Source organism: Kineococcus esterisolvens (assembly GCF_050871405.1).
Lineage (GTDB): Bacteria > Actinomycetota > Actinomycetes > Actinomycetales > Kineococcaceae > Kineococcus.
Map to the genome: position 1 here is coordinate 25,775 of NZ_JBJLRI010000010.1, position 20,371 is coordinate 46,145.

14 protein-coding genes are annotated in these 20,371 nt (G+C 75.9%); 8 read left to right on the plus strand and 6 right to left on the minus strand.

Annotation, left to right across the window (positions count from 1 at the left end):
• Window positions 1-138 precede the first annotated feature (138 nt).
• Both ACRYR8_RS05695 and ACRYR8_RS05700 read left to right on the plus strand, forming a co-directional pair.
• Complete coding sequence (locus ACRYR8_RS05695) at window positions 139-756, plus strand: AAA family ATPase (protein ID WP_432483109.1); 618 nt, start codon at window positions 139-141, stop codon at window positions 754-756.
• Window positions 753-1,073: a hypothetical protein gene (locus tag ACRYR8_RS05700; RefSeq protein ID WP_432483110.1), complete on the plus strand. Its 321-nt coding sequence runs from the start codon at window positions 753-755 to the stop codon at window positions 1,071-1,073. The genes ACRYR8_RS05695 and ACRYR8_RS05700 overlap by 4 nt, the downstream gene beginning before the upstream one ends.
• Before the next feature lie 6 nt (window positions 1,074-1,079).
• Here ACRYR8_RS05700 and ACRYR8_RS05705 read toward each other — a convergent pair whose 3' ends face one another.
• Both ACRYR8_RS05705 and ACRYR8_RS05710 read right to left on the minus strand, forming a co-directional pair.
• Window positions 1,080-3,941 carry a family 78 glycoside hydrolase catalytic domain gene (locus tag ACRYR8_RS05705; RefSeq protein ID WP_432483111.1) on the minus strand — a complete coding sequence of 954 codons (2,862 nt, stop codon included), beginning with the start codon at window positions 3,939-3,941 and terminating at the stop codon, window positions 1,080-1,082.
• The gene (locus tag ACRYR8_RS05710; RefSeq protein WP_432483112.1) at window positions 3,938-5,698 is read right to left on the minus strand and encodes an ABC transporter ATP-binding protein; all 1,761 of its coding nucleotides are present in this window, start codon (window positions 5,696-5,698) and stop codon (window positions 3,938-3,940) included. The genes ACRYR8_RS05705 and ACRYR8_RS05710 overlap by 4 nt, the downstream gene beginning before the upstream one ends.
• Window positions 5,699-5,812: 114 nt before the next feature.
• Between ACRYR8_RS05710 and ACRYR8_RS05715 the strand changes: the two genes are divergently transcribed.
• Both ACRYR8_RS05715 and ACRYR8_RS05720 read left to right on the plus strand, forming a co-directional pair.
• Complete coding sequence (locus ACRYR8_RS05715; RefSeq protein ID WP_432483113.1) at window positions 5,813-8,851, plus strand: SNF2-related protein; 3,039 nt, start codon at window positions 5,813-5,815, stop codon at window positions 8,849-8,851.
• Between the two features lie 3 nt (window positions 8,852-8,854).
• On the plus strand, window positions 8,855-9,700 hold the full coding sequence (locus tag ACRYR8_RS05720; RefSeq protein ID WP_432483114.1) for an SWIM zinc finger family protein: 846 nt from the start codon (window positions 8,855-8,857) through the stop codon (window positions 9,698-9,700).
• 16 nt (window positions 9,701-9,716) lie between these two features.
• On the opposite strand, the gene ACRYR8_RS05725 is transcribed toward ACRYR8_RS05720, so the two are convergent.
• The 3 genes from ACRYR8_RS05725 to ACRYR8_RS05735 form a co-directional block, all read right to left on the minus strand.
• Window positions 9,717-11,423, minus strand: coding sequence for a glycerol-3-phosphate dehydrogenase/oxidase (locus ACRYR8_RS05725; protein WP_432483115.1), 1,707 nt, complete (start codon window positions 11,421-11,423; stop codon window positions 9,717-9,719).
• A 125-nt stretch (window positions 11,424-11,548) separates the two neighbouring features.
• The gene (gene glpK, locus ACRYR8_RS05730; protein WP_432483116.1) at window positions 11,549-13,081 is read right to left on the minus strand and encodes a glycerol kinase GlpK; all 1,533 of its coding nucleotides are present in this window, start codon (window positions 13,079-13,081) and stop codon (window positions 11,549-11,551) included.
• 52 nt (window positions 13,082-13,133) lie between these two features.
• A complete protein-coding gene (locus ACRYR8_RS05735) occupies window positions 13,134-13,976 on the minus strand; it encodes an MIP/aquaporin family protein (RefSeq protein WP_432483117.1) in 843 nt (280 codons plus the stop codon).
• Between the two features lie 164 nt (window positions 13,977-14,140).
• Between ACRYR8_RS05735 and ACRYR8_RS05740 the strand changes: the two genes are divergently transcribed.
• From ACRYR8_RS05740 to ACRYR8_RS05755, 4 genes are all read left to right on the plus strand, one after another.
• A complete protein-coding gene (locus ACRYR8_RS05740) occupies window positions 14,141-14,638 on the plus strand; it encodes a hypothetical protein (RefSeq protein ID WP_432483118.1) in 498 nt (165 codons plus the stop codon).
• A gap of 174 nt (window positions 14,639-14,812) precedes the next feature.
• Window positions 14,813-15,973, plus strand: a complete 1,161-nt coding sequence (locus ACRYR8_RS05745; protein WP_432483119.1) for an MFS transporter — start codon at window positions 14,813-14,815, stop codon at window positions 15,971-15,973.
• 11 nt (window positions 15,974-15,984) lie between these two features.
• Window positions 15,985-16,842: an SDR family NAD(P)-dependent oxidoreductase gene (locus ACRYR8_RS05750; RefSeq protein ID WP_432483120.1), complete on the plus strand. Its 858-nt coding sequence runs from the start codon at window positions 15,985-15,987 to the stop codon at window positions 16,840-16,842.
• A 62-nt stretch (window positions 16,843-16,904) separates the two neighbouring features.
• Window positions 16,905-18,557, plus strand: coding sequence for an ATP-binding SpoIIE family protein phosphatase (locus tag ACRYR8_RS05755; RefSeq protein WP_432483121.1), 1,653 nt, complete (start codon window positions 16,905-16,907; stop codon window positions 18,555-18,557).
• 66 nt (window positions 18,558-18,623) lie between these two features.
• Here the strand turns inward: ACRYR8_RS05755 and ACRYR8_RS05760 are convergent, their stop codons facing one another.
• Window positions 18,624-20,288, minus strand: a complete 1,665-nt coding sequence (locus ACRYR8_RS05760) for an FAD-binding oxidoreductase (protein ID WP_432483122.1) — start codon at window positions 20,286-20,288, stop codon at window positions 18,624-18,626.
• Between the last annotated feature and the right edge of the window lie 83 nt (window positions 20,289-20,371).

Consider the following 20,371-nt stretch of genomic DNA (forward strand, 5'->3'; position numbering starts at 1 on the left):
ACCCGGTGCGCGAGCGCGCCGCGGTGGTGCAGCGGATCGGCGCCCAGCTGCAGGCCGCCGGGTGCAGCCGCGGCTGCGGGTGGGGGAGGTGCCGCGCCGTACGCGTCCTTCCACGCGCACCCGGCCGACTGGCGGGAGGTGCTGGAGCGGGTGCGGCTGGCGGGTGCGGAGCGCACCGCGTTCGGCGCGCTGTCCGGCGGTCAGCAGCAGCGCGTCTCCGTCGCGCTCGCCCTGCTGGGCCGGCCCGAGGTGGTCGTCCTCGACGAGCTGACCGCCGGGCTGGACCCCGCGGCCAGGCGCGGGGTGTGGCAGCTGGTGCGCGAGGTCAACCGCGGCGGGACCACCGTGGTGCTGGTCAGCCACCAGGTGGACGAGGTGGCGCACCTGTGCGACCGCGTCGCCCTCCTCGCCCAGGGGCGGGTGCGCGCCACGGGCACCCCGGACGAGCTCACCGCCGCCGGCGCTGACGACGGCGCCGGGCACAGCCTCACCTTCCGCCCCCTGCCGCCGGTGGACCACGCGGTCCTGGAGGCCCTGCCCGCCGTGCGGTCGGTGCGCCGCGACGGTGACCGGTGGACCGTGCCCGGCACGGCAACCGGGGGTGCGGGGCCCTTGACGCCGGGCACCGCCCGGGGTTCTCCTCGCAGCCGGGAGGGGTCGTGGACGACGGGTGCGGCGGTGCGCGGCGCGGTCCGAGCCTGCTGCCCACCACCTGGGGGGCGGCCTACGCGGCCACGGCACTCGCCGGCGCCGTGAGCGCGCCCGGGACGCTCCTCGCCGCCGCGGCCGTGCTGGGCGCCCTGCTGCTGGTGCTGCCGGCGCTGGCCCCGCCGGCGCTCACCGCGCACCCCCGTTCGCGTCGCGTCCTGCTGCGGGCCGCCGCCGCCGCGGCGGCCGTGGTGCCGTTCGTGGGCGGCGTCGAGGCGCTGGGGGCCGCGGGGCAGGTGGCCGGCGCGGTGCTCACCGCCGCGGGCGGCGCGCTGGCGCTGCGGGTGGCCGAGGGGGTGCAGCAGGCCCTCGACGAGACCGCGCCGCACCTCCCCCGCCCCGGATCCCCGCGCCAGGAGGCGTGAGGCGCCTCAGACACCCCGGCCGAACGTGCTACTCCCGCTGCCCACGAGGTAGGTCACGCGGCCGGCGCCCTCCTCGAGCAGGCGCGGGCGGCCCTCGCCGCGCGCACCGCGCGAGTCGGCCGGGACGCTGACGCGGGCCTGGACCCCCACCGGGACTCGCACCTCCAGCTCGGTGCCGGTGCCCTCCTCGCGCGACCAGCGCACCTCGACCGGTCCGCGCTGCGTCCAGCGGGTGCCGGCCGCGCTGCGCAGCGAGCACACCGGGGGACGCACCTCCACGAGCGCGGCACCGGGGGCGGCGACGCGCACACCCAGCAGCACCTCCAGCACGTCCACGACCGCCTGCGCACCCCAGCCGTGCGAGTAGCTCTGGTCGTCCACGGGGTTCCACTGCTCCCAGCAGCAGGTGCCGCCGCGGGCCAGGACGTTCGCCCAGCCGTCGGCGTCCGGGTCGGTGAGCAGGTGCAGCACGGCGTCGGTGCGCCCCGCGGCGGCGAGGCCCTGCAGCAGCCGGTGCGCCGTCATCGGACCCTGGTTCATCCCCAGGGACTGCACGTGGTCGGCGACCGCGGCGACGTCCGCCACCGGCACGAACCCGAACGCCAGCGGCAGGGAGCTGGAGATCTGCCCCGCGTGCGCGGACGGGGTGCCGTCGGGGGCCAGGCCGTCCACGTAGACGCCGTCCGGGCGGCGCAGCCGGGCGTTGACCGCGCGCACCAGCGCGGAGGCGCGCCCCTCGTGCCGGGCCACCTCCTGCGCCGGCCGGCCCAGCGCCCGCGCCAGCCGCGCCAGCGACGCGTGCGCGTCGACCGCCCACGCGTTCACGGGCGTGCGCACCCCGTCGAGCGTGCCGTCCCAGTCGTAGCCGTACCGCACGGCGGCGGGCCAGTCCACGATGCCCTGCCGGTACACGGCGTTCTCCCGGCCGCGCGAACCGCCCCCGGGCAGCGCCGTGACCAGCCCGGTGGCCGGGTCGGTGGCGCGCTGCACGTACTCGCCGATCTCCACCAGCGCCGGGTACACCTGCTCGGGCAGCTCGAGGTCCCCGGTCTCGACGTGGTGCTGCCACACCCACCCGGGGACCATCTCGGTGAAGTCGGGGATGTCGCGCGGGCCGTCGCCGTTGGGGTAGACGGCGTTCACGCGCCCGCGGAACTCCCCCTCGTACCAGTACCGCGCCTGGGAGGCGACGATCTCGCGGATCGCCTGCCGGGTCAGCGCGCGTTCCCCGCACGCGGCCGTGGTGGCGGCCGAGATGTTGATCGCGTCGGCGGTGAACTGGCCCTTCTCGCGCGTGGGGGTGTCCAGGAACTGCTCCTGGGCGCACACCAGTGCGGAGTGCCGCATCAGCTCGAACACCTCGTCCAGCACCGGCTCGGAGCTGGAGAACCCCGCCGGGTGCGGGGCCTCGGTGTGCTGCACGACCGCGCGCACGTCGGCGGAGGTCGGCTCCTCCCCCGCGACCGCCTCGGCGGGCAGCTGCACGTAGCGGAAACCCCAGTACGTGAAGGGCCGCACCTCCTGCTCACCGTCGCGCTGCACGAGGTCGAACCACGTGCGGCTGCCCTGCGTGGAGGTGCGGTCGGTGGCCACCCGCCCGTCGGGGTCGAGGGTGTAGCCGGTCAGCACCCGCACCCGCCGGCCGGCGACGCCGCGGCGGAACCGCAGCACGGGCACGGCCGAGACGACCTGCCCGAGGTCCGCGACGAGCGAGCCGTCCGGCAGGCGGGTCAGCGACACCGCCTCGCGCTCGGTGCGTTCCAGCCGGGTCTCCTGGGCGTGCAGCCGGGTGAACTCCGGCGCCCCGTCGGCGCGCGGCGGCAGCGGGTGCTCGCCCACGACGACGGGTTCCTCCCAGTTCGCGCCCCGGCCGTCGCAACCGGGCCGGTCCCACCCGTCCGGTTCGGCGCGGGCGTCGTACTCCTCCCAGTAGTCGCCGGCGTCGTCGTTGCGGTAGCGCTCGGTGTAGCGGCGCGGGCTGCCGGGGACGTCGTCGACCTCGGGGGCGCACCACTGCGGGGCGCGCGCCACGCGCCAGGTCCCGTCGCTGACGACGGTGGTGCGGCTGCCGTCGGCGTGGTCGGCGACGAGCTTCAGCAGGAACCCCGACGGGTGCCCGTCCGGACCCGGGGGGTTCCCCTGGCAGGTGCCCACCCAGTAGTGGTGGACCACCCCGATCGCCAGGCGGGTGCCGGCGCGCACGTGCGCGGTGACGTCGGTGGTCTGGGAGTACCCCTCCGAGGGGTAGCCGAACGCGTGGCCTCGGGCGACGACGGCGCCGTCCAGGTGCAGCTCGTACTGCTTGCTCGCCGCGACGTGCACCCGCGCCCGCACCACGGGCGAGGCCGGGACGTCCACCTCGAGCCGGGCCAGGGTGTAGTCGTCGTACGCGTCCAGGGACGTGGTGCCCGATCCCGTCGCCGGCGGCGCGGGCACCCGCCGGACCCACTGCGCCCCGGACCAGTCGCGGTCGGTCAGGGCGGTGTCGAAACCCTCCTCGGGCGCGTACGGGGAGACGGCGCCGTCGCGGTCCCAGGTGCGCACCGTCCAGGTGAACGCCTCGCCGGTCGGCAGGTCCGGGACGGGGCAGCGCACCTGCTGGAACTCCGGCGAGTCGACCCGGCCGGTGTCGGCCACCAGCCGCCCGGTCACCGCGTCCAGCAGGCGCAGCTGGTACGCGGTCTGCACCTGGTCACCGCCGGGGTGCTGCGGCAGCCAGCCGAACCGGGGCGAGGGACCCGCGCTCAGCGGGCGGACCAGGTCGTCCACCGTGAGGTGGGCGGGGGCCCGGGGGTCGGTGTCCTGCACGAGGTGCTCCACGGGTTCGTCCTCCAGGGATCCGGTCGGTGGTTCGGTCGGTCCGGTCACGACCGCTGCGCCTGCTGCAGCTCGGCGTAGCGGCCGCTGGTGGCGAGCAGCTCCCCGTGGGTGCCGGCCTCGACGACGCGGCCCCGGTCGAGGACGACGATGCGGTCGGCGGCGCGCACGGTGGAGAGCCGGTGCGCGACGACGAGCGTGGTCCGCCCGCGCATCAGGCGCGCCAGGGCCTGCTGCACCGCCACCTCCGACTCCGCGTCCAGCGCCGAGGTGGCCTCGTCCAGCAGCAGGACCTGCGGGTCGCGCACGAGGGCGCGGGCGATGGCGAGCCGCTGGCGCTGCCCGCCGGACAGCCGGGCACCGCGCTCCCCGACGACGGTGTCCCACCCCCGGGGCAGCGCGTCCACGAAGCCCGCGGCGTTGGCGTCGGCGAGGGCGCGGCGGACCCGTTCGTCGCCGACGTCCCGCAGGCCGTACGTGACGTTGTCGCGGACGGAGCCCTCGAACAGCACCGACTCCTGCGGCACCACCGACACGTGCCGGCGCACGCTGCGCAGGTCCAGGGTGGCCGCGTCCACGCCGTCGACGAGGAACCGCCCGCCCGTGGGCCGCACGAACCCCAGCACCAGGTTCAGCAGCGTGGACTTGCCGGAGCCGGAGGAACCCACGAACGCCACCGTCTCCCCCGGCCGCACGTCGAGGGTGACGCCGTCCAGGGCGTCCTCGGCGGCGTCCGGGTAGCGGTAGCGCACGTCCCGCAGCGCCAGCTCGCCGCGCACGGCCGGCACGGTGCGCTTGCCCTCGTTCTCCTCCAGGTCCGGTTCGGCCAGGACCTCCGCGATCGAGCGGATCGACTCCAGGCCGCGCGCACCGGCCGGCAGCAGCATCAGCAGGTTCGTCACCGCACCGGTCAGCAGGGTGAAGTACGACGACAGCTGCACCACCTGGCCGGGGGTGATCTCCAGCGCGCCGGTCAGGGAGGCGAACGCGGCGAGCACCAGGCACAGCACCCCCAGCAGCTGCAGGCTCACCCACGACAGCGCGCTGAAGCGCCCGTTGAGCACGTCCAGCCGCAGACCCGCCTCCTGCACCTCGCGGGCCCCGGCGGCGACCCGCTCGGCGGCGGTGCGCTCCAGGGCGTGCGCACGGGTGATCGGCATGAGCGTGGCCATCTCGCCCACCCGGGCGGAGAACCGCTCGACCTCGCGGCGCAGCTCCTCGTTGCGCTGGCGGGAGCGGCGGCCCAGGGCGTACCGCAGCAGGGCCGCCAGGGGGATCGTCAGGGCGTAGAACGGCAGGAACTGCGGGACCGTCACCGCGGTCATCGCCACGGCGCCGAGCACCACCATCGTCGCCGAGAGCAGCGGGTGGGCGATCTGCTGGAACATCAGCTCGACGTTCTCCACGTCGCGCACGACCTTCGTCTGCACGATCGAGGAGCTCACGCGGGTGTGGAAACCGATGGAGAGGTTCTGCAGCCGGTCCGCCAGGGCGTTGCGCAGGTCCGCGCCGATCGTGCGCACCGCCCCCATGTAGCGCTTGGTGTACTGCACCATGCAGGGGTAGTTCTGGACCAGGGCCACGACCGCCACGGCCGTCCACAGCCACAGCCGGTGCACGGGACCGCCGGCCACGAGGACGTCGATCACCCGGCCGGTGATGACCGGCATCAGCCACAGCGGCGTCTCCTTCACGACCATGAAGGCGACGGCACCGGCCACCCGGCGGCGGTGGGTGCCCAGCAGTCGCAGGGCCGAGCGCAGCGGACGGTCCCCGTCGAGGGCCCGGTCCGGCGGTGGAGCGGTCACCGAACCATCCAAGCACCGGCGCCCCCGATCGGAAAGCGCTTGCTGACGCCGGGCAGCCGCAGCCGGACCCGCGGTGTCGCCCCCGTGTCGTCGGCGCCCCCTAGCCTCCTCGCCGTGCCCGACCGCTCCCCCGCGCCGCCCGTCCGCCTGCGCGTGCACGGCACCTGGACGCGTGCCGGCACGCTGGCGCTGTGGGTGGAGGCACCGCGCCGCCCGGTCGGCGCGGCACGTCCCGCCGACCTCGCCGCCCTGGCCTCCGGCGCGCCCCGGGCGGTGCACCTGGCCGCCGCGCTGGCCCGGCCCGCCGTCCGGTCGCTGGACGTGGACCTGCCCTGCACCCCCGCCGGCCGCCCCGCCGCCGCGAGCGCCCGCCCCCGGGCGGACCTGCGGCTGCGCACCGTCGCCGTGCCCGTCGTGGAGCTGCGCGGCGACGCGGCCGTGGACGTGCTCACCGAGGTGCTGGACGCCGGCCCGGGACCGGCGGCGGGCGTCGCCGGCGACGGGCTGCGCTGGCTGGCGCACGTGGCCCGCGGCGCCCGCGCCGCGGTGGACGCCGGCTCGGTCGTGCCCGCGCTGGGCGAGGTGGGCGGCGAGGCGATCGCCCGGTGGGTCCCGCTGCCCGACAAGCGCTACCAGCGCTGGCGCACCGCGCTGGCCGAGCTGGCGCCCGCCGTCCTGCGCGCCGAGGCCCGCCCACCGCGCACGCCGGTCCCGACGGCCGCCGCACTCGTCGACGAGGTGTGCGCCGCGGTCGCCGACCTGCTCGTCAGCCGCCGCACCTCCCACGTGCGCCCCGACCTCGACGGCCTCGCCCCTGCGCCCGCCGCCTGGCTGCGCGCCCTGGCCACCGGTGACCCCGTGCCCGACGGCGCGCAGCCTCGGGCACTGGCGCACCGGGTGCGCGACTGGCACCGCAGCGCCGACGAGTCCGGCTACGACCTCGTGCTGCGGGTCCTCGAACCGGCGCCCGGCGAGGACGCGCCGTGGCGGCTGCACGCGCGGCTGCGCCCCGTCGACGAACCCAGCCTCGCCCTGACGCTGGAGCAGGTGCGCGCCGAGACCGGCGCCGCGGGCGGTCCCGGAACCGGTGAGGACCCGGTGCTGCTGCTGATGGCCCGCACGGCGCAGGCGGCCGCCGTGCACCCGCCGCTGAAGCGGCTGCTCGCCGGCGCCGGCGACGGCGACGTCGGGATCGGCGCCGAGGACCTGCTGGACCTCGTCGAGGTCGGTGGCCCGCGGCTGACCGCCGCCGGGATCGCCCTGCAGCTGCCGCGGCACTGGACCCGGCGCGCGGTGGGCCTGTCCCTGCACGCCGGCTCCGCCCAGCCCGGGGTGGTGACGAACCCGCGGCTGCGGCAGGCGGACCTCGTCGCCTTCGAGTGGCGCGCCGCGCTCGGCGACGAACCCGTCACCGAGGCGGAGCTGCGCGCGCTCGCCGCCTCCCGCGAGCCTCTGGTGCGCTTCCGCGGCGAGTGGGTGCAGGTGGACCGCGAGGCGCTGCGGCGCAGCGCGCAGTTCCTGCGCCGGCGCGGCAACGGCCGCACCACCGTCCTGGACCTGCTCACCGGGCTCGGCTCGGCGCGCGACCTGCCCGCCCCCGTCACCGGCGTGCACGCGCGAGGCGCGCTGGGCGAGGTGCTCTCCGGCCGGGCCGAGGCCCACCTCGAGGAGCTGCCGGACCCGCCCGGGCTCGCGGCGGCGCTGCGGCCCTACCAGCGGCGCGGCGTGACGTGGCTGGCGGCCATGGCGCGCCTGGGGCTGGGCGCGGTCCTGGCCGACGACATGGGCCTGGGCAAGACGCTGCAGCTGCTGGCGCTGGAGCTGCACGAGCGCACCGGAACCGGCGAGGGCTCCCCGCCGCCGGGCCCGACCCTGCTGGTGTGCCCGACGAGCCTGGTCGGCAACTGGGCCGCCGAGGCCGCCCGGTTCACGCCCGCGCTGCGCGTGCACGTCCACCACGGCCCCGGGCGGCCACGCGGGGAGGACCTGGCCCGCGCGGCCGCGGCGCACGACCTCGTCGTCACCACCTACGGGCTGCTCGTGCGCGACGCCGCCGACCTCGCCGCCGTGCACTGGCGCCGCCTCGCCCTCGACGAGGCGCAGCACGTCAAGAACGTCGCCACCCGCTCCGCGCGCGCCGTGCGGGCCGTGCCCGCCGAGCACCGGGTCGCCCTGACCGGGACCCCGGTGGAGAACCGGCTGGAGGACCTGCGCGCCGTGCTGGACGCCGTCAACCCGGGCCTGCTGGGCAGCGCCGCGAGCTTCCGCGACACGTTCGCCGTGCCCGTGGAGAAGCTCGGCCACACCGCGCCGGCGCAGCGGCTGGCGCTGGTGACGCGCCCGTTCGTGCTGCGCCGCGTCAAGACCGACCCGGCCGTCGCCCCCGACCTGCCCGAGCGCCTCGAGATGACGGTGCGCGCGAACCTCACGCCCGAGCAGGCGGCGCTGTACCGGGCGGTGCTGGACCGGGTGCTCGCGCGCCTGGCCGACGCCGACGACCAGGGCCGGCGCGGGCTGGTGCTGGCGGCCCTCACCCGGCTGGCGCAGGTGTGCAACCACCCCGCGCACTACCTCGGCGACGGCTCCGGCGTCCTGCACCGCGGCCGGCACCGCTCGGGCAAGCTCGCCGTCCTCGACGACGTCGTGGGCACCGCCCTCGCCGAGGGCGAGAAGGTGCTGTGCTTCACCCGGTTCGCCGAGTTCGGTCACCTGCTGGCCCCGCACCTGTCCGAGCGCACCGGGCGGCGCGTGCCGTTCCTGCACGGGGGGCTGACCCGCGCCCGCCGCGACGCCGTCGTCGCCGAGTTCGCCCGCGACGACGGTCCACCGGTGCTGCTGCTGTCGCTGCGCGCGGCCGGGACGGGGCTGAACCTGACCGCCGCCAACCACGTCGTGCACCTGGACCGCTGGTGGAACCCCGCGGTGGAGGACCAGGCCACCGACCGCGCGCACCGCATCGGGCAGCGGCGCGCGGTGCAGGTGCGCACCCTCGTCAGCACCGGGACCGTGGAGGAGAAGGTGGACGAGGTCATCGCCCGCAAGCGCGCGCTGGCCGGCTCGGTCGTCGGCGGTGGCGAGCGCTGGATCACCGAGCTGGACGACGAGGCGCTGCACGACCTGCTGCGCCTGGGCGCCGACGCGGTCGGGGACTGAACCGTGGCCCCTCCCCCCGACCCCCGCGGACCCCGCGCCCTCCGCGGCACCCGGGCCTCCCGCGCTCCCCGGCCCGCCCGCGCCCGCTGGTCGCGGCGGCTGCTGGACGCCCTCGCCGCGGCCGGTGCCGGCTGGCGCGACGGGCGCGGTGCCGTCGCGCCGGGCGCGGTGGGCGAGCTGCGCCTGCGCGCCGGGGCCGTCACCGCCCGCGTCCAGGGCGAACGGCCCCGCCCGTACCTGGTGGAGGTGGGGGTGCGCCGCTACGGCCCCGCCGAGGTGGAGGCCCTCGTCGCGGTCCTCGTGGAGAACCCGCTGCTCATCGCGCCGCTGGCCGGCGGGGACGTGCCACCGGTGCTGGCCGACCTGCTCGCCGAGGTCGGCGTGGACCTCCTCCCGGCGCCCGGGGAGGTCACCTCCGACTGCAGCTGCCCCGACGACGGCGACGGGCCGTGCGAGCACGCCGCCGCGCTCGCGCACGCCCTGGCCGGGCACCTGGACGCCGAGCCCGTCGCACTGCTGGCGCTGCGCGGGGCCGCGCCGGCGGCGCTGCTGCGCAGGGTGGAGGACGCCGCCTCCGGCACCTCCCCGGCCGCCGACGACCTCGACGCGGACCCGGCCGCCTTCCACCTGCTCGCCGCCGAGCCGCCCGAACTGGTCCCCGCGCGCCGCCTCCCGGGGCGCACCGTCGCCGACGACCTCGACGCCGTGGCCCTGGGGCCCGGTGGCGAGGCGGTCGCCGACGCCCTGCGCCCCTTCTACGCGGCGCTGGAGGCGGCGTCGGGCGCGGCGGGGCGGTCGGCGGGATCGCCCACCCCGCGCAGCGCTCCGGCGCACCGCCGCGCCCCGTGACGGGGATCGGCGCGCCTCAGACCGGGACGATCTCCGGGGCGCGCAGGCGCGCCGCGTCGGCGGCCGCGTCGTCGGGCTCCTCCTGGGAGGCGCGCTCGGCGGCCACCCGCTCCAGGTAGGTCCGCACCTCGGTGGCGCGGCGCTCCTCGTCCCAGCCGAGCGCGTCGCCGACCAGCTGCGCGACGAGCTCGGCGCTCTCGGTGCCGCGGTCGTACGTCTCGATGGAGATGCGGGTGCGGCGGGCCAGGACGTCGTCGAGGTGACGGGCGCCCTCGTGCGTGGCGGCGTAGACGACCTCGGCCTTCAGGTAGTCGTCGGCGTGCGGCAGCACCTCCCCCAGCGCGGGGTCCTGCGCGATCAGCGCCAGCACCTCGTCCACGGCCGAGCCGTAGCGGTTGAGCAGGTGCTCGACGTGGTCGACGTGGATGCCGGCGCGCGCGGCCAGCTGGTGGCGCTGGTTCCACAGCGCGTGGTAGCCCTCGGCGCCCACGAGCGGCACGTTCTCGGTGGTGGAGGGCGGCACCTTGCCGTCCAGGCCGTCCACCGCGACGTCCACCGCGTCCTTCGCCATGACGCGGTAGGTCGTGTACTTGCCGCCGGCGACGACGACGAGGCCGGGCACGGGGTGGCCGACGACGTGCTCGCGGGAGAGCTTGCTGGTGGACTCCGACTCGCCGCTGAGCAGCGGGCGCAGCCCCGCGTACACGCCCTCCACGTCCGCGCGCGTCAACGGGGACTTCAAGACCCCGTTGGCGTGCGAGAGCACGTAGTCGATGTCGGCGCTGGTCGCGGCAGGGTGGGCCTTGTCGAGGTCCCAGTCGGTGTCGGTGGTGCCGATGATCCAGTGCCGCCCCCACGGGATGATGAACAGCACGCTCTTCTCGGTGCGCAGGATCATCCCCGTCCTGGACTGGATGCGGTCGCGCGGCACGACGAGGTGGATGCCCTTGGAGGCGCGCACCTTGAACTGCCCGCGCGCGCCCACCAGCTCCTGCGTCTCGTCGGTCCACACGCCGGTGGCGTTGATGACCTGCTTGGCGCGAACCCGGATCTCCTCGCCGGACTCCAGGTCCACCAGGACGGCACCGACGACGCGCTCGCCCTCGCGCAGGAACCCCTTCACGCGGGTGCGGTTGGCGCACAGCGCTCCGTAGGTCGCGGCGGTGCGGGCGATCGTCATGGTGTGGCGGGCGTCGTCGACCTGCCCGTCGTAGTACTGGATGGCGCCGACCATGGCGTCGCGGCGGATGCCGGGCGCCTCCTTCTGCACGCCCTTGCGGGTCAGGTGGCGGTGCAGCGGGAAACCCTGGTTGTTGCCGCTGGACAGCGCCATGCCGTCGTACAGGGCCACGCCGGAACCCACGTAGGGGCGCTCGGCGAACCGCTTGGTCAGCGGGTACAGGAACGGCACCGGCCTCACCAGGTGCGGGGCGAGCTTGTTGCGCAGCAGCCCGCGCTCGCGCAGCGCCTCGTGCACGAGGGTGAAGTCCAGCATCTCCAGGTAGCGCAGGCCGCCGTGGATGAGCTTGCTGGAGCGGCTCGAGGTGCCGCTGGCCCAGTCCCGCGCCTCCACCAGGCCGGTGCGCAGGCCCCGGGTCACCGCGTCGAGGGCGGCGCCGGTGCCCACCACGCCCCCGCCGACGACGAGCACGTCCAGCTCGCCCTCGGCCATCTCGCGCAGCGCGTCCTGCCGCGCCTGCGGCGACAGCGGTTTGGTCTCCACGTCGTGTCCTCCAGATCGAGCGTCTCGTCCATCCTGCGGCGTGGCGCCGCCACCCGCGCGGTGGGCGCGGGGTGCGCGCGGACGGGGAGGGCCCCCGCCCGCGCGCGGTCACGTCCCGGCGGGCGTCAGTCGACGTCCACCCAGTCCAGCGTGCGCTGCACGGCCTTCTTCCAGCCCCGGTAGCCGTCCGCGCGCTGCTCGTCGGTCCACGTGGGCTCCCAGCGGGCACCCTCGTTCCAGTTCGCCTTCAGCTCCTCGGTGTCCTTCCAGAACCCGACGGCCAGGCCGGCGGCGTAGGCAGCGCCCAGGGCGGTCGTCTCGGCGACGACGGGCTTGGACACCGGCACGCCGAGGACGTCGGCCTGCAGCTGCATGCACAGCTGGTTGGCGGTGATGCCGCCGTCCACCTTCAGGACCTCCACGGCCACGCCGGAGTCCTCGCACATCGCCTCGGTGACGTCGCGGCTCTGGTAGCAGATCGATTCCAGGGTGGCGCGGGCGATGTGCGCGTTCGTGTTGTAGCGCGACAGCCCGACGATCGCGCCGCGCGCGTCGGAACGCCAGTACGGGGCGAACAGACCGGAGAACGCCGGCACGAAGTAGCAGCCGCCGGAGTCGGACACCTGGCGGGCCAGGCTCTCGGACTCCGCGGCTCCGGAGATGATGCCGAGCTGGTCGCGCAGCCACTGCACGGCCGATCCGGTGACGGCGATGGAGCCCTCCAGCGCGTACACCGGTTCCTCGTCGTTGAACTGGTAGCAGACCGTCGTCAGCAGGCCCGCCTTGGAGCGCACCAGCTCGGTACCGGTGTTCAGCAGCATGAAGTTCCCGGTGCCGTAGGTGTTCTTCGCCATGCCGGGCTCGAAGCACACTTGCCCGACCATGGCGGACTGCTGGTCGCCGAGGATCCCGGTGAGCGGGACCTCCCCGCCCAGCGGGCCGTCGGCCTGGGTCCTGCCGTACCCGGCGGTGAACGAGGAGGGCTTGATCTCCGGCAGCATCGAGCGCGGGATCCCGAAGATCTCCAGAAGCTCGTCGTCCCAGTCCAGCGTCTCCAGGTCCATCAGCATGGTGCGGCTGGCGTTGGTGACGTCGGTGACGTGGACACCGCCGCGGACACCGCCGGTCAGGTGCCAGATCAGCCACGAGTCGGTGTTGCCGAACACGGCATCACCGCGCTCGGCGGCCTCGCGCACCCCGGGGACGTTCTCCAGGATCCACTGCACCTTGCCGCCGGAGAAGTACGTCGCCGGCGGCAGGCCGGTCTTCCGGCGGATCTTCTGCCCGCGCTCGTCGCGGTCCAGGGCGGAGGCCAGGCGATCGGTGCGGGTGTCCTGCCAGACGATCGCGTTGTAGTACGGCCGGCCGGTGCGGCGGTTCCACACCACGGCGGTCTCGCGCTGGTTGGTGATGCCGAGGGCGGCGAGGTCCTCCGCGCACAGGTTCGCCTGGCGGAGCCCGCTCTGGATGACCGAACGGGTGCGCTCCCAGATCTCGACGGGGTCGTGCTCCACCCAGCCGGGCTTCGGCATGATCTGGGTGTGCTCGAGCTGGTACTTGGCCACCTCGTTGCCGCTGTGGTCGAAGACCATGAAACGGGTGGACGTGGTGCCCTGGTCGACCGCTGCGACGTACCGGGGGCCGTTGCCGTTCGCCATGTTCGTGCTGCCTCTCTGCAGGGGGTTCGGGGTGTGTCCCGCGGGCGCGGGGTCAGTCGTCCTGGGCCGGGACGCGGCCGGTGGGCTGCTCCTCGTCCTCCTGGTCGGGCAGGTGGCGCTCCACCAGGACGCGGTACAGCGCGCCGCCCAGGACTCCCCCGGCGAGCGGGGCGACGATCGGCACCCAGAAGTAGAACTCGCCACCCGGCTCGCGCATGGCGGTGGAGTAGCCGGTGAGCAGGGACGCCACCCGGGGGCCGAAGTCGCGGGCGGGGTTGATGGCGTAACCGGCGTTGCTGCCCCACGCCATGCCGATGCCCACGACGATCAGGCCGATGATGAACGGCGCCAGGTTGGCCGCGGGCGGGGTGGCGCGCAGCTCGGTGACCGCGAAGATCAGGAAGACGAGGATGGCGGTGCCGACGACCTGGTCCAGGAAGGCGGTGCCGATGCTGACGCCCTCGCCGGGCAGGGTAGAGAAGATGCCCTGGGTGTCGTAGGTGGTGCCGGGGTCCACGGTCGCGATGGCGTCGGCGTAGGTCCAGCGGACCACCAGCGCGGCGGTGAAGGCGCCGAGGAACTGCGCCGCGCTGTAGGGCAGCACCTTGCGCCAGGAGAACCCCTTGAAGACCGCCAGTGCCACGGTGACGGCCGGGTTCAGGTGGGCGCCGGAGGTGCGGCCGGCGACGTAGACGCCGAAGGTGACGCCCAGGCCCCACGCCCAGTGGATCGAGTCGTCACCGCCGTTCTGACCGGCGACGACCTGGGCGACGACCCCGACCCCGAAGAGGATGAGGATCGCGGTGCCCGCGAACTCGGCCAGCAGCTCGCCCGCGAGGGTGGGCCGGCGGTGCACGGTGGGCGGCGCGCTGGCCGCCGATCTGGTCTGGGCCATGGAGAACTCCTCGTTGAGTCGACGAACGGCTCGAGCGCCGCGGTCGGGGACGTTAGGAGCCGCCCCCGGGGGCGTCAACGACGGCCGTTCGACGATGTCGGACGAACGGGCGGGGCAGCGGCCGGGTCCTCAAGGCGGCCCCCCGCCCGGCCGATGCAGCCTCGGTGACCCCGACCAGCACCCTGCTCCCGCCGCCCGCCCGCACCGGCGCGGCCACGGCACCGCAGCGATCGCTGGAGCACGCCCTGGAGCACGCCCTGGACGCCGACCACCGCCTGGGCACGGGCACCGCGCTGCTGCTGGTGGAGGTCACCGCCCACCCCGGCGCCCCGTGCGGCACGGTCGTGGAGCGACGGATGCGCGCTGCCCTGCGCGCCGCGGACCGCTGGCTGGCGCTGGCGCCCGGCCTGCACGCGGTCCTGCTGACGGGCCTGCGCACCGCCGTCGCCGAGGTGACGGCGGAGCGCGCCGCCGACGCGCTGCTGCACTCCGCGGAGCGCTGGGCGCCCACGGACCCCGGCACCGGCGTGGTCGTCAGCGTCGGCGCGAGCCTGGCTCCCGCGCGCGCCGGCACGGCCGCCGAGGCGGTGCGGCAGGCCGGTGCGGCGCTGGCGGCGGCGCGCTCGGCCGGGGGCGGCTGCGCGCGCATCAGCGCCGCCTGAACCGGTCCGGGCGCGGCCGCGCGGCTGTGGCAGGCTGCGTGGGCCGGCGGGGTCGCCGGCACCGGGCGCGTGGACCCCGGCCGAGCGGACTGGAACGGTGATATGGCGGGCTACGTCGCGCTGCTGCGCGATCCGCGGGTGGCAGCTCCCTTCTCGGCGTCCGTGGTGGCCCGCGTGCCCATCGCGACGCTCCCGCTGGGGCTGGTGCTGCTCGTGCGGGACCAGCGCGACGCCTGGGACCTCGCGGGGCTGGTGACCGGCGTCTTCGCCGTGGGGCTCGCCGTGGGCACCCCCTGGTGGGGGCGCGGCCTGGACCGGCACGGGCAGGCGCGGGTGCTGCTGCCGACGGCGACCACGTGCGCGGCGCTGCTGCTGGCCCTGACCGCGGCGATCGCCGTGCCCGCGGTCCCGGCGGCCGTCCTGGTGCTCCTGGCCCTCGGGGCGGGCCTGACGTTCCCGCCGCTGAGCCCGGCGATGCGCACCACCTGGCGCGCCGTGGTGCCCGACGAGCGGCTGCGCCGGCGCGGCTACGCCCTGGACGCCGTGGCCGTGGAGACGATCTTCGTGGCCGGGCCCCTGCTGCTGACGCTGCTGCTCGCCGTCGGGCCGCCGGTGGTCCCGCTGGTGGTCACCGCCCTCATGCTCGCCGGGGGGACGCTCGCCTACTGCCGCTGCGAGGGCCCGCGCCGGCGCCTGCCGCCCGCGGCCCGCGCCGAGGCCTCCGTCGGGGCGGGCGCCGGCCTGGGCGTGCTGCGCGCGGCGGGGATCCCGGCGGTGCTGACCGTGATGGCCGCGATGAGCATCGGGTTCGGGTTGCTCGACGTGTCGATGGCGGGCATGGCCGAGCAGCGCTTCGGCTCCGCCGACCAGCTCGGCGTGCTGTTCGCCGCGATCGCCGGCGGCAGCGCGGTGGGCGGCCTGCTGTACGGCGGCCGCTCCTGGCGCAGCGCGGACCGGGCACGCCTGGTGGCGACCATGGCCGGGTTCGGCGCGCTGCTGGTGGCGCTGGCGGCGAGCGCCGGCAGCGGGGTGCCCCTGCCCCTGCTGCTGGCCACCCTGTTCGTCACCGGCCTGTTCATCTCGCCCAACCTCATCGCCGCGCAGCACCTCGTCGACGACCTGGTGCCGGTGCACCGCATGGGTGAGGCGCAGGCGTGGCTGTCCACGGCGATCACGGCGGGCGCGGCGATCGGCAACGCGGTCGCCGGTGCGGTGTTGGAGCACCGCACCGCCCAGCTGTCGCTGGCGACGGCGGCCGGCGCGGTGCTCACCGCCGCCCTCGTCGCGCTGCTGGCGCAGCGGCGCTGGCGCAGCGTCGCCGCGCTGCCCGCGTAGGCTCGCCCGCCGTGAGCACACCCGCCGCCTCCCCCAGCACACCCCCCGGCACGCCCTCCGGGGCGCGCCCCACCGCCCTGGTGACCGGGGCGACCGCGGGCCTGGGGGCCGGCTTCGCCGAGCGCCTGGCCGGGCGGGGGCACGACCTGGTCCTGGTGGCCCGCGACGCCGGGCGCCTGGAGTCGCGCGCGGCCGAGCTGCGCGAGCGGCACGGGGTGGCGGTGGAGGTGCTGGCCGCCGACCTGGCCGACCGCGCCGCGCTGCAGCGGGTCGCCGAGCGCGTGGCCGACCCGGCGCGGCCGGTGGACGTGCTGGTCAACAACGCCGGTTTCGGGCTCAAGCAGCGCCTGTTCGACGGCGACCCGGCCGACCACGAGCGGATGTTCGACGTGCTGTGCCGGGCGGTGCTGGTGCTCTCGCGCGCCGCGACGGGGGCGATGGTGCCGCGGGGCCGCGGGTACGTGCTGAACGTGGGGTCGGTGGCCGGGATGGTGCCGGGCGGCGGGCACTACTCGGCCGCCAAGGCGTACGTCATCGTGCTCACCGAGACCCTGGCCGGCGAGCTGCGAGGCACGGGGGTGCGCGCCACGGTCGTGGCTCCCGGGTACGTGCGCACCGAGTTCCACGCGCGCTCGGGCATGCGCTCGGGCGGGCGCTCGGCGCTGACGCAGCGCGTCTGGCTGGAGGTCGACGACGTGGTGGACGAGGCGCTGGACGACCTGTTCGCCGGCAAGGCCGTCAGCGTGCCGACGCGGCGCTGGCGGGCGGTCTCCATGGTGCTCGACGTGGTGCCGCGCGGTGTGGTGAGCCGGGCGTGGAACGCCATGCCCGGCGGGGCACGGCGGCGCCACCCCGGGAGCGGTCACTGACCACCCGTCCGGAGCACGGCGAACAGGAACAACGGATAGTAGTCATCGAGTAACCTGCCGTTGTGTACCCCAGCCTCTCCGGCAGGTCCACCGGGGCGGCCACCGACGTCGAGGAAGCCGCACGGCTGGCGGCCCTGCGCGATTACGTCGACGTCACCGCCGAGCCCCCGCACGAGCTGCAGGCCGTGGTGCGGCTCGCCACCCGCGTCACCGGCCTGCCCAACGCCGTCGTCAACATCATCGACGAGCACCTGCAGCGCCAGCTCGCCGCCGAGGGCTTCGAACGCTCCGAGTGCGCGCGCGAGGACTCCATGTGCGCCTACTCCATCGGCTTCGGCGGCCTCGTGCACGCCCGCGACGCCCGCCGCGACGTGCGCTTCGCCGCCAACCCGTGGGTCGACGGGCGCCTGGGGGGCGTGCGCGCCTACGCCGCCTCCCCGCTGCTCACCCCCGACGGCCTGGCCCTGGGCACGCTGTGCGTCTTCGGTCCCGAACCGCGGGAGCTGACCGACGCCCAGCGCGCCGACCTCGCCGACCTGGCCGACCTCGTGGTGTCGATCTTCGACCGCGAGCGCCGCGCCCGCCGCCAGGCCGAGGACCACGAGGTGCTCGCACGGGCCCGCCGGGACGCCGAGACCGCCCGGGCCCTGCAGACCGGTCTGCTGCCCGCCACGCTGCCCCAGGACGACGCGGTGACCCTCACGCCGCGCTACCTGCCGGGCACCGACGGCGCCGAGGTGGGCGGGGACTTCTACGACGCCGTGCGCACCGCCAGCGCCCTCGTCCTCGTCATGGGCGACGTGCAGGGCCACAGCACCGCCGCCGCGGCCCTGATGGGGCAGGTGCGCACCGCCGTGCGCGCCTACGTCAGCGAGGGGCACGAACCCTCCGCCGTGCTGGAGCGCACCAACAAGCTGCTGCTGGCCGCCGGCACCGAGCTGTTCGCCACGTGCTGCCTGCTGCGCCTGGACACCGACACCGGCGAGGTGGACGTCGCCAGCGCCGGGCACCCCGCCCCCGTCCTCTTCGCCCCCGGCCCCCCGCGGGCGCTGGAGGTCGACCCGGGCCCGCCGCTGGGCGTCACCGCCGACGCCACCTACCCGGCCGCGCGGCACCGGCTCACCGGGCGCAGCCGGCTGCTGCTGCACACCGACGGCGTCGTGGACTGGCCCCGCGGGCGCAGCGACGACGGCGTGGCGACCCTCGAGCGGGTGCTGCTGCAGCACGCCGGCGCACCCGCCGCCGAGCTGGCCGAGCTGCTGCTGGCGCCCGCCGCCGGCACCCTCACGGACGACGCCGCGCTGCTGGTGGCCGACTACGCCGGCCCCGCCCCCGGCAGCCGCGAGTCCCGGGTGCGCCTGCCCGCGGATCCGCGCGCCGTCGCCACCGCCCGGGACCACCTGCGCCTCACCCTCGACGCGTGGGGGCTGGTGCGGATCGCCGACGAGGCCGAACTGGTGGTCTCCGAGCTCGTCACCAACGCCGTGCTGCACACCGGGCGAGGCACCGCCCTGACGGTGCGGCACGACCCGCTCGCGGCACGGCTGTGCCTGGGGGTGGACGACAGCTCGACGTCCCACCCGCTGCCGCGCGGCGCGGGGGACGAGGCGCTCAGCGGCCGCGGCATGCACATCGTGGACGTGCTGGCCGAGCGCTGGTGGGTCAGCCCGCGCGGGGACGGCAAGACCGTGTGGGCCGAGCTGCGCGTGGCGTGAGCTCGCACGCCCCGAGGGGCTCCCCTCCCCGCGCCCGGGGAGGGGAGCCGGCCCTGGCGACACGGATCAGTCGACGATCGCGCCCGGGTTGAGGTTGCGCCCCGGGTCCACCCCCGCGAACAACGCCTGGACGACCTCCGCGCCCGCCGGGGACAGGTCCTCGGCGATCCAGCGCTTGTGCTCGCGGCCGACCGCGTGGTGGTGCGAGAGGGTGCCGCCGTTGTCGATGAACGCCTGCTGGATGGCGCCCTTGACGATGTCGTAGGCCTCCAGCCCGTCGCGGTCCGCCGGCGGCTGGAAGGCGAAGGTGAAGTACTGGCACGCCCCCGAGTGGTAGCTGTGCGAGAGGTGGCAGAAGACGAAGCCCTTCGTCCCGATCTCCGCGAACGCCTTCTGCGCGGCGGCGACCACGTCGTCGTGCAGGGTCTTCAGGGTCGCCCAGCTGGAGGACGTCTCGGACACGTCGCCGTAGGCGCCGCGGTCCAGGATGAAGTCGCGGATGTACGGGGTGTCGAACTTCTTCTGGTCGTACAGGGTCCCCGGGCCGGTGCCCACGCCGAACCCGCCGTGGCGCTTGACGATCTCGTCCACGAGGCGCTTGCTGCGCTTGACGTGCAGCGAGGAACCCTCGAAACCGATGAACGACAGGCACATCCGCGACAGGTCGAAACCCTTGCCGCGGCGGGCGTAGAGCTTGATCCCCTTGCTGAGCAGCTGCGAGAGGGCGCTGCCCTTCTTGGAGGTCGCCAGCGTGAACTGGGTCTCCATCTCGTCCGAGACGCGGGTGATGCTCGGGGAGGCATCGGAGGCGGCGATGTCGTGCATCGCCTTCAGCCCGCTGCCGTAGTCGGGGAAGAAGTACGCCTGGATGACGCGCTCCTCCGCCAGCCGGTGCACCTGCACGGTGGCCTCGGTGATGACGCCCAGGCGCCCCTCGCTGCCCAGCACCATCTCGCGCACGCTGGGACCGGCCGCCTGCACCGGCACGTTGCGGGTGGCCACCACGCCCTTGGGGGTCACCACGCGCACGGCGCGGGTGATGTCGGCGATGTCGCCGAAGCGGTCGGACTGCATGCCCGAGGAGCGGGTGGCGATCCAGCCGCCGAGGGTGGAGTGCTTGAAGCTGTCCGGGAAGTGGCCCAGCGTCCAGCCGCGCGCGTTGAGCTGCGCCTCCAGGTCCGGGCCGAGGGCGCCGGCCTGGATGCGCGCCAGCTGCGAGGTCTCGTCCAGCTCCAGCAGCAGGCGCAGGCGACCCAGGTCCAGCGACACCACCGGCCGGGTCTCGTCGCGGGGCGCCTCCAGGGAACCCACGATGTTCGACCCGCCCCCGAAGGGGATGAGCACGGCGTCGGCGTCCAGCGCCACGCGCAGCGCCGCCTCCACCTCCGCCTCGCTGCCCGGGTAGACCACCAGGTCCGGCAGGCGGCCGAAGTCGCCGCGGCGGATGCGGACCAGGTCGCGCATCGACTTGCCGTAGGTGTGCACGACGCGGTCCAGGTCGTCGTCGTGGACGTGCTCGGCGCCCACGGCGCCCGCGAGCGCCTCGCGCAGCTGCGCCGGCGCCTGCGACGCCGGGACGTCCAGCTCGGACAGCTCGGGCACGCGCACGGGAGGCGCGTCGAAGTCGATCCCGGCCATCCTGCGCGCGAACGGCGCCAGCCCGGGCTTGTCCTCGTGGTGGAAGGCCACGCCCTCCTGGCCCCAGCCCCACCACTTCATGTGCTCGACCACTGCGTCTCCCGTGCTCGCGTCCCGCTGACGTGCCGACCTGCTGCTGATGTGCTGCTGACCCGCTGTGCTGCCGGGCCCCGCCC

Coding starts and splice junctions, on each gene's coding strand:
- glpK (WP_432483116.1), bottom strand. CDS start 13,081: ATGGCGAACGGCAACGGCCCCCGGTACGTCGCAGCGGTCGACCAGGGC.
- ACRYR8_RS05735 (WP_432483117.1), bottom strand. CDS start 13,976: ATGGCCCAGACCAGATCGGCGGCCAGCGCGCCGCCCACCGTGCACCGC.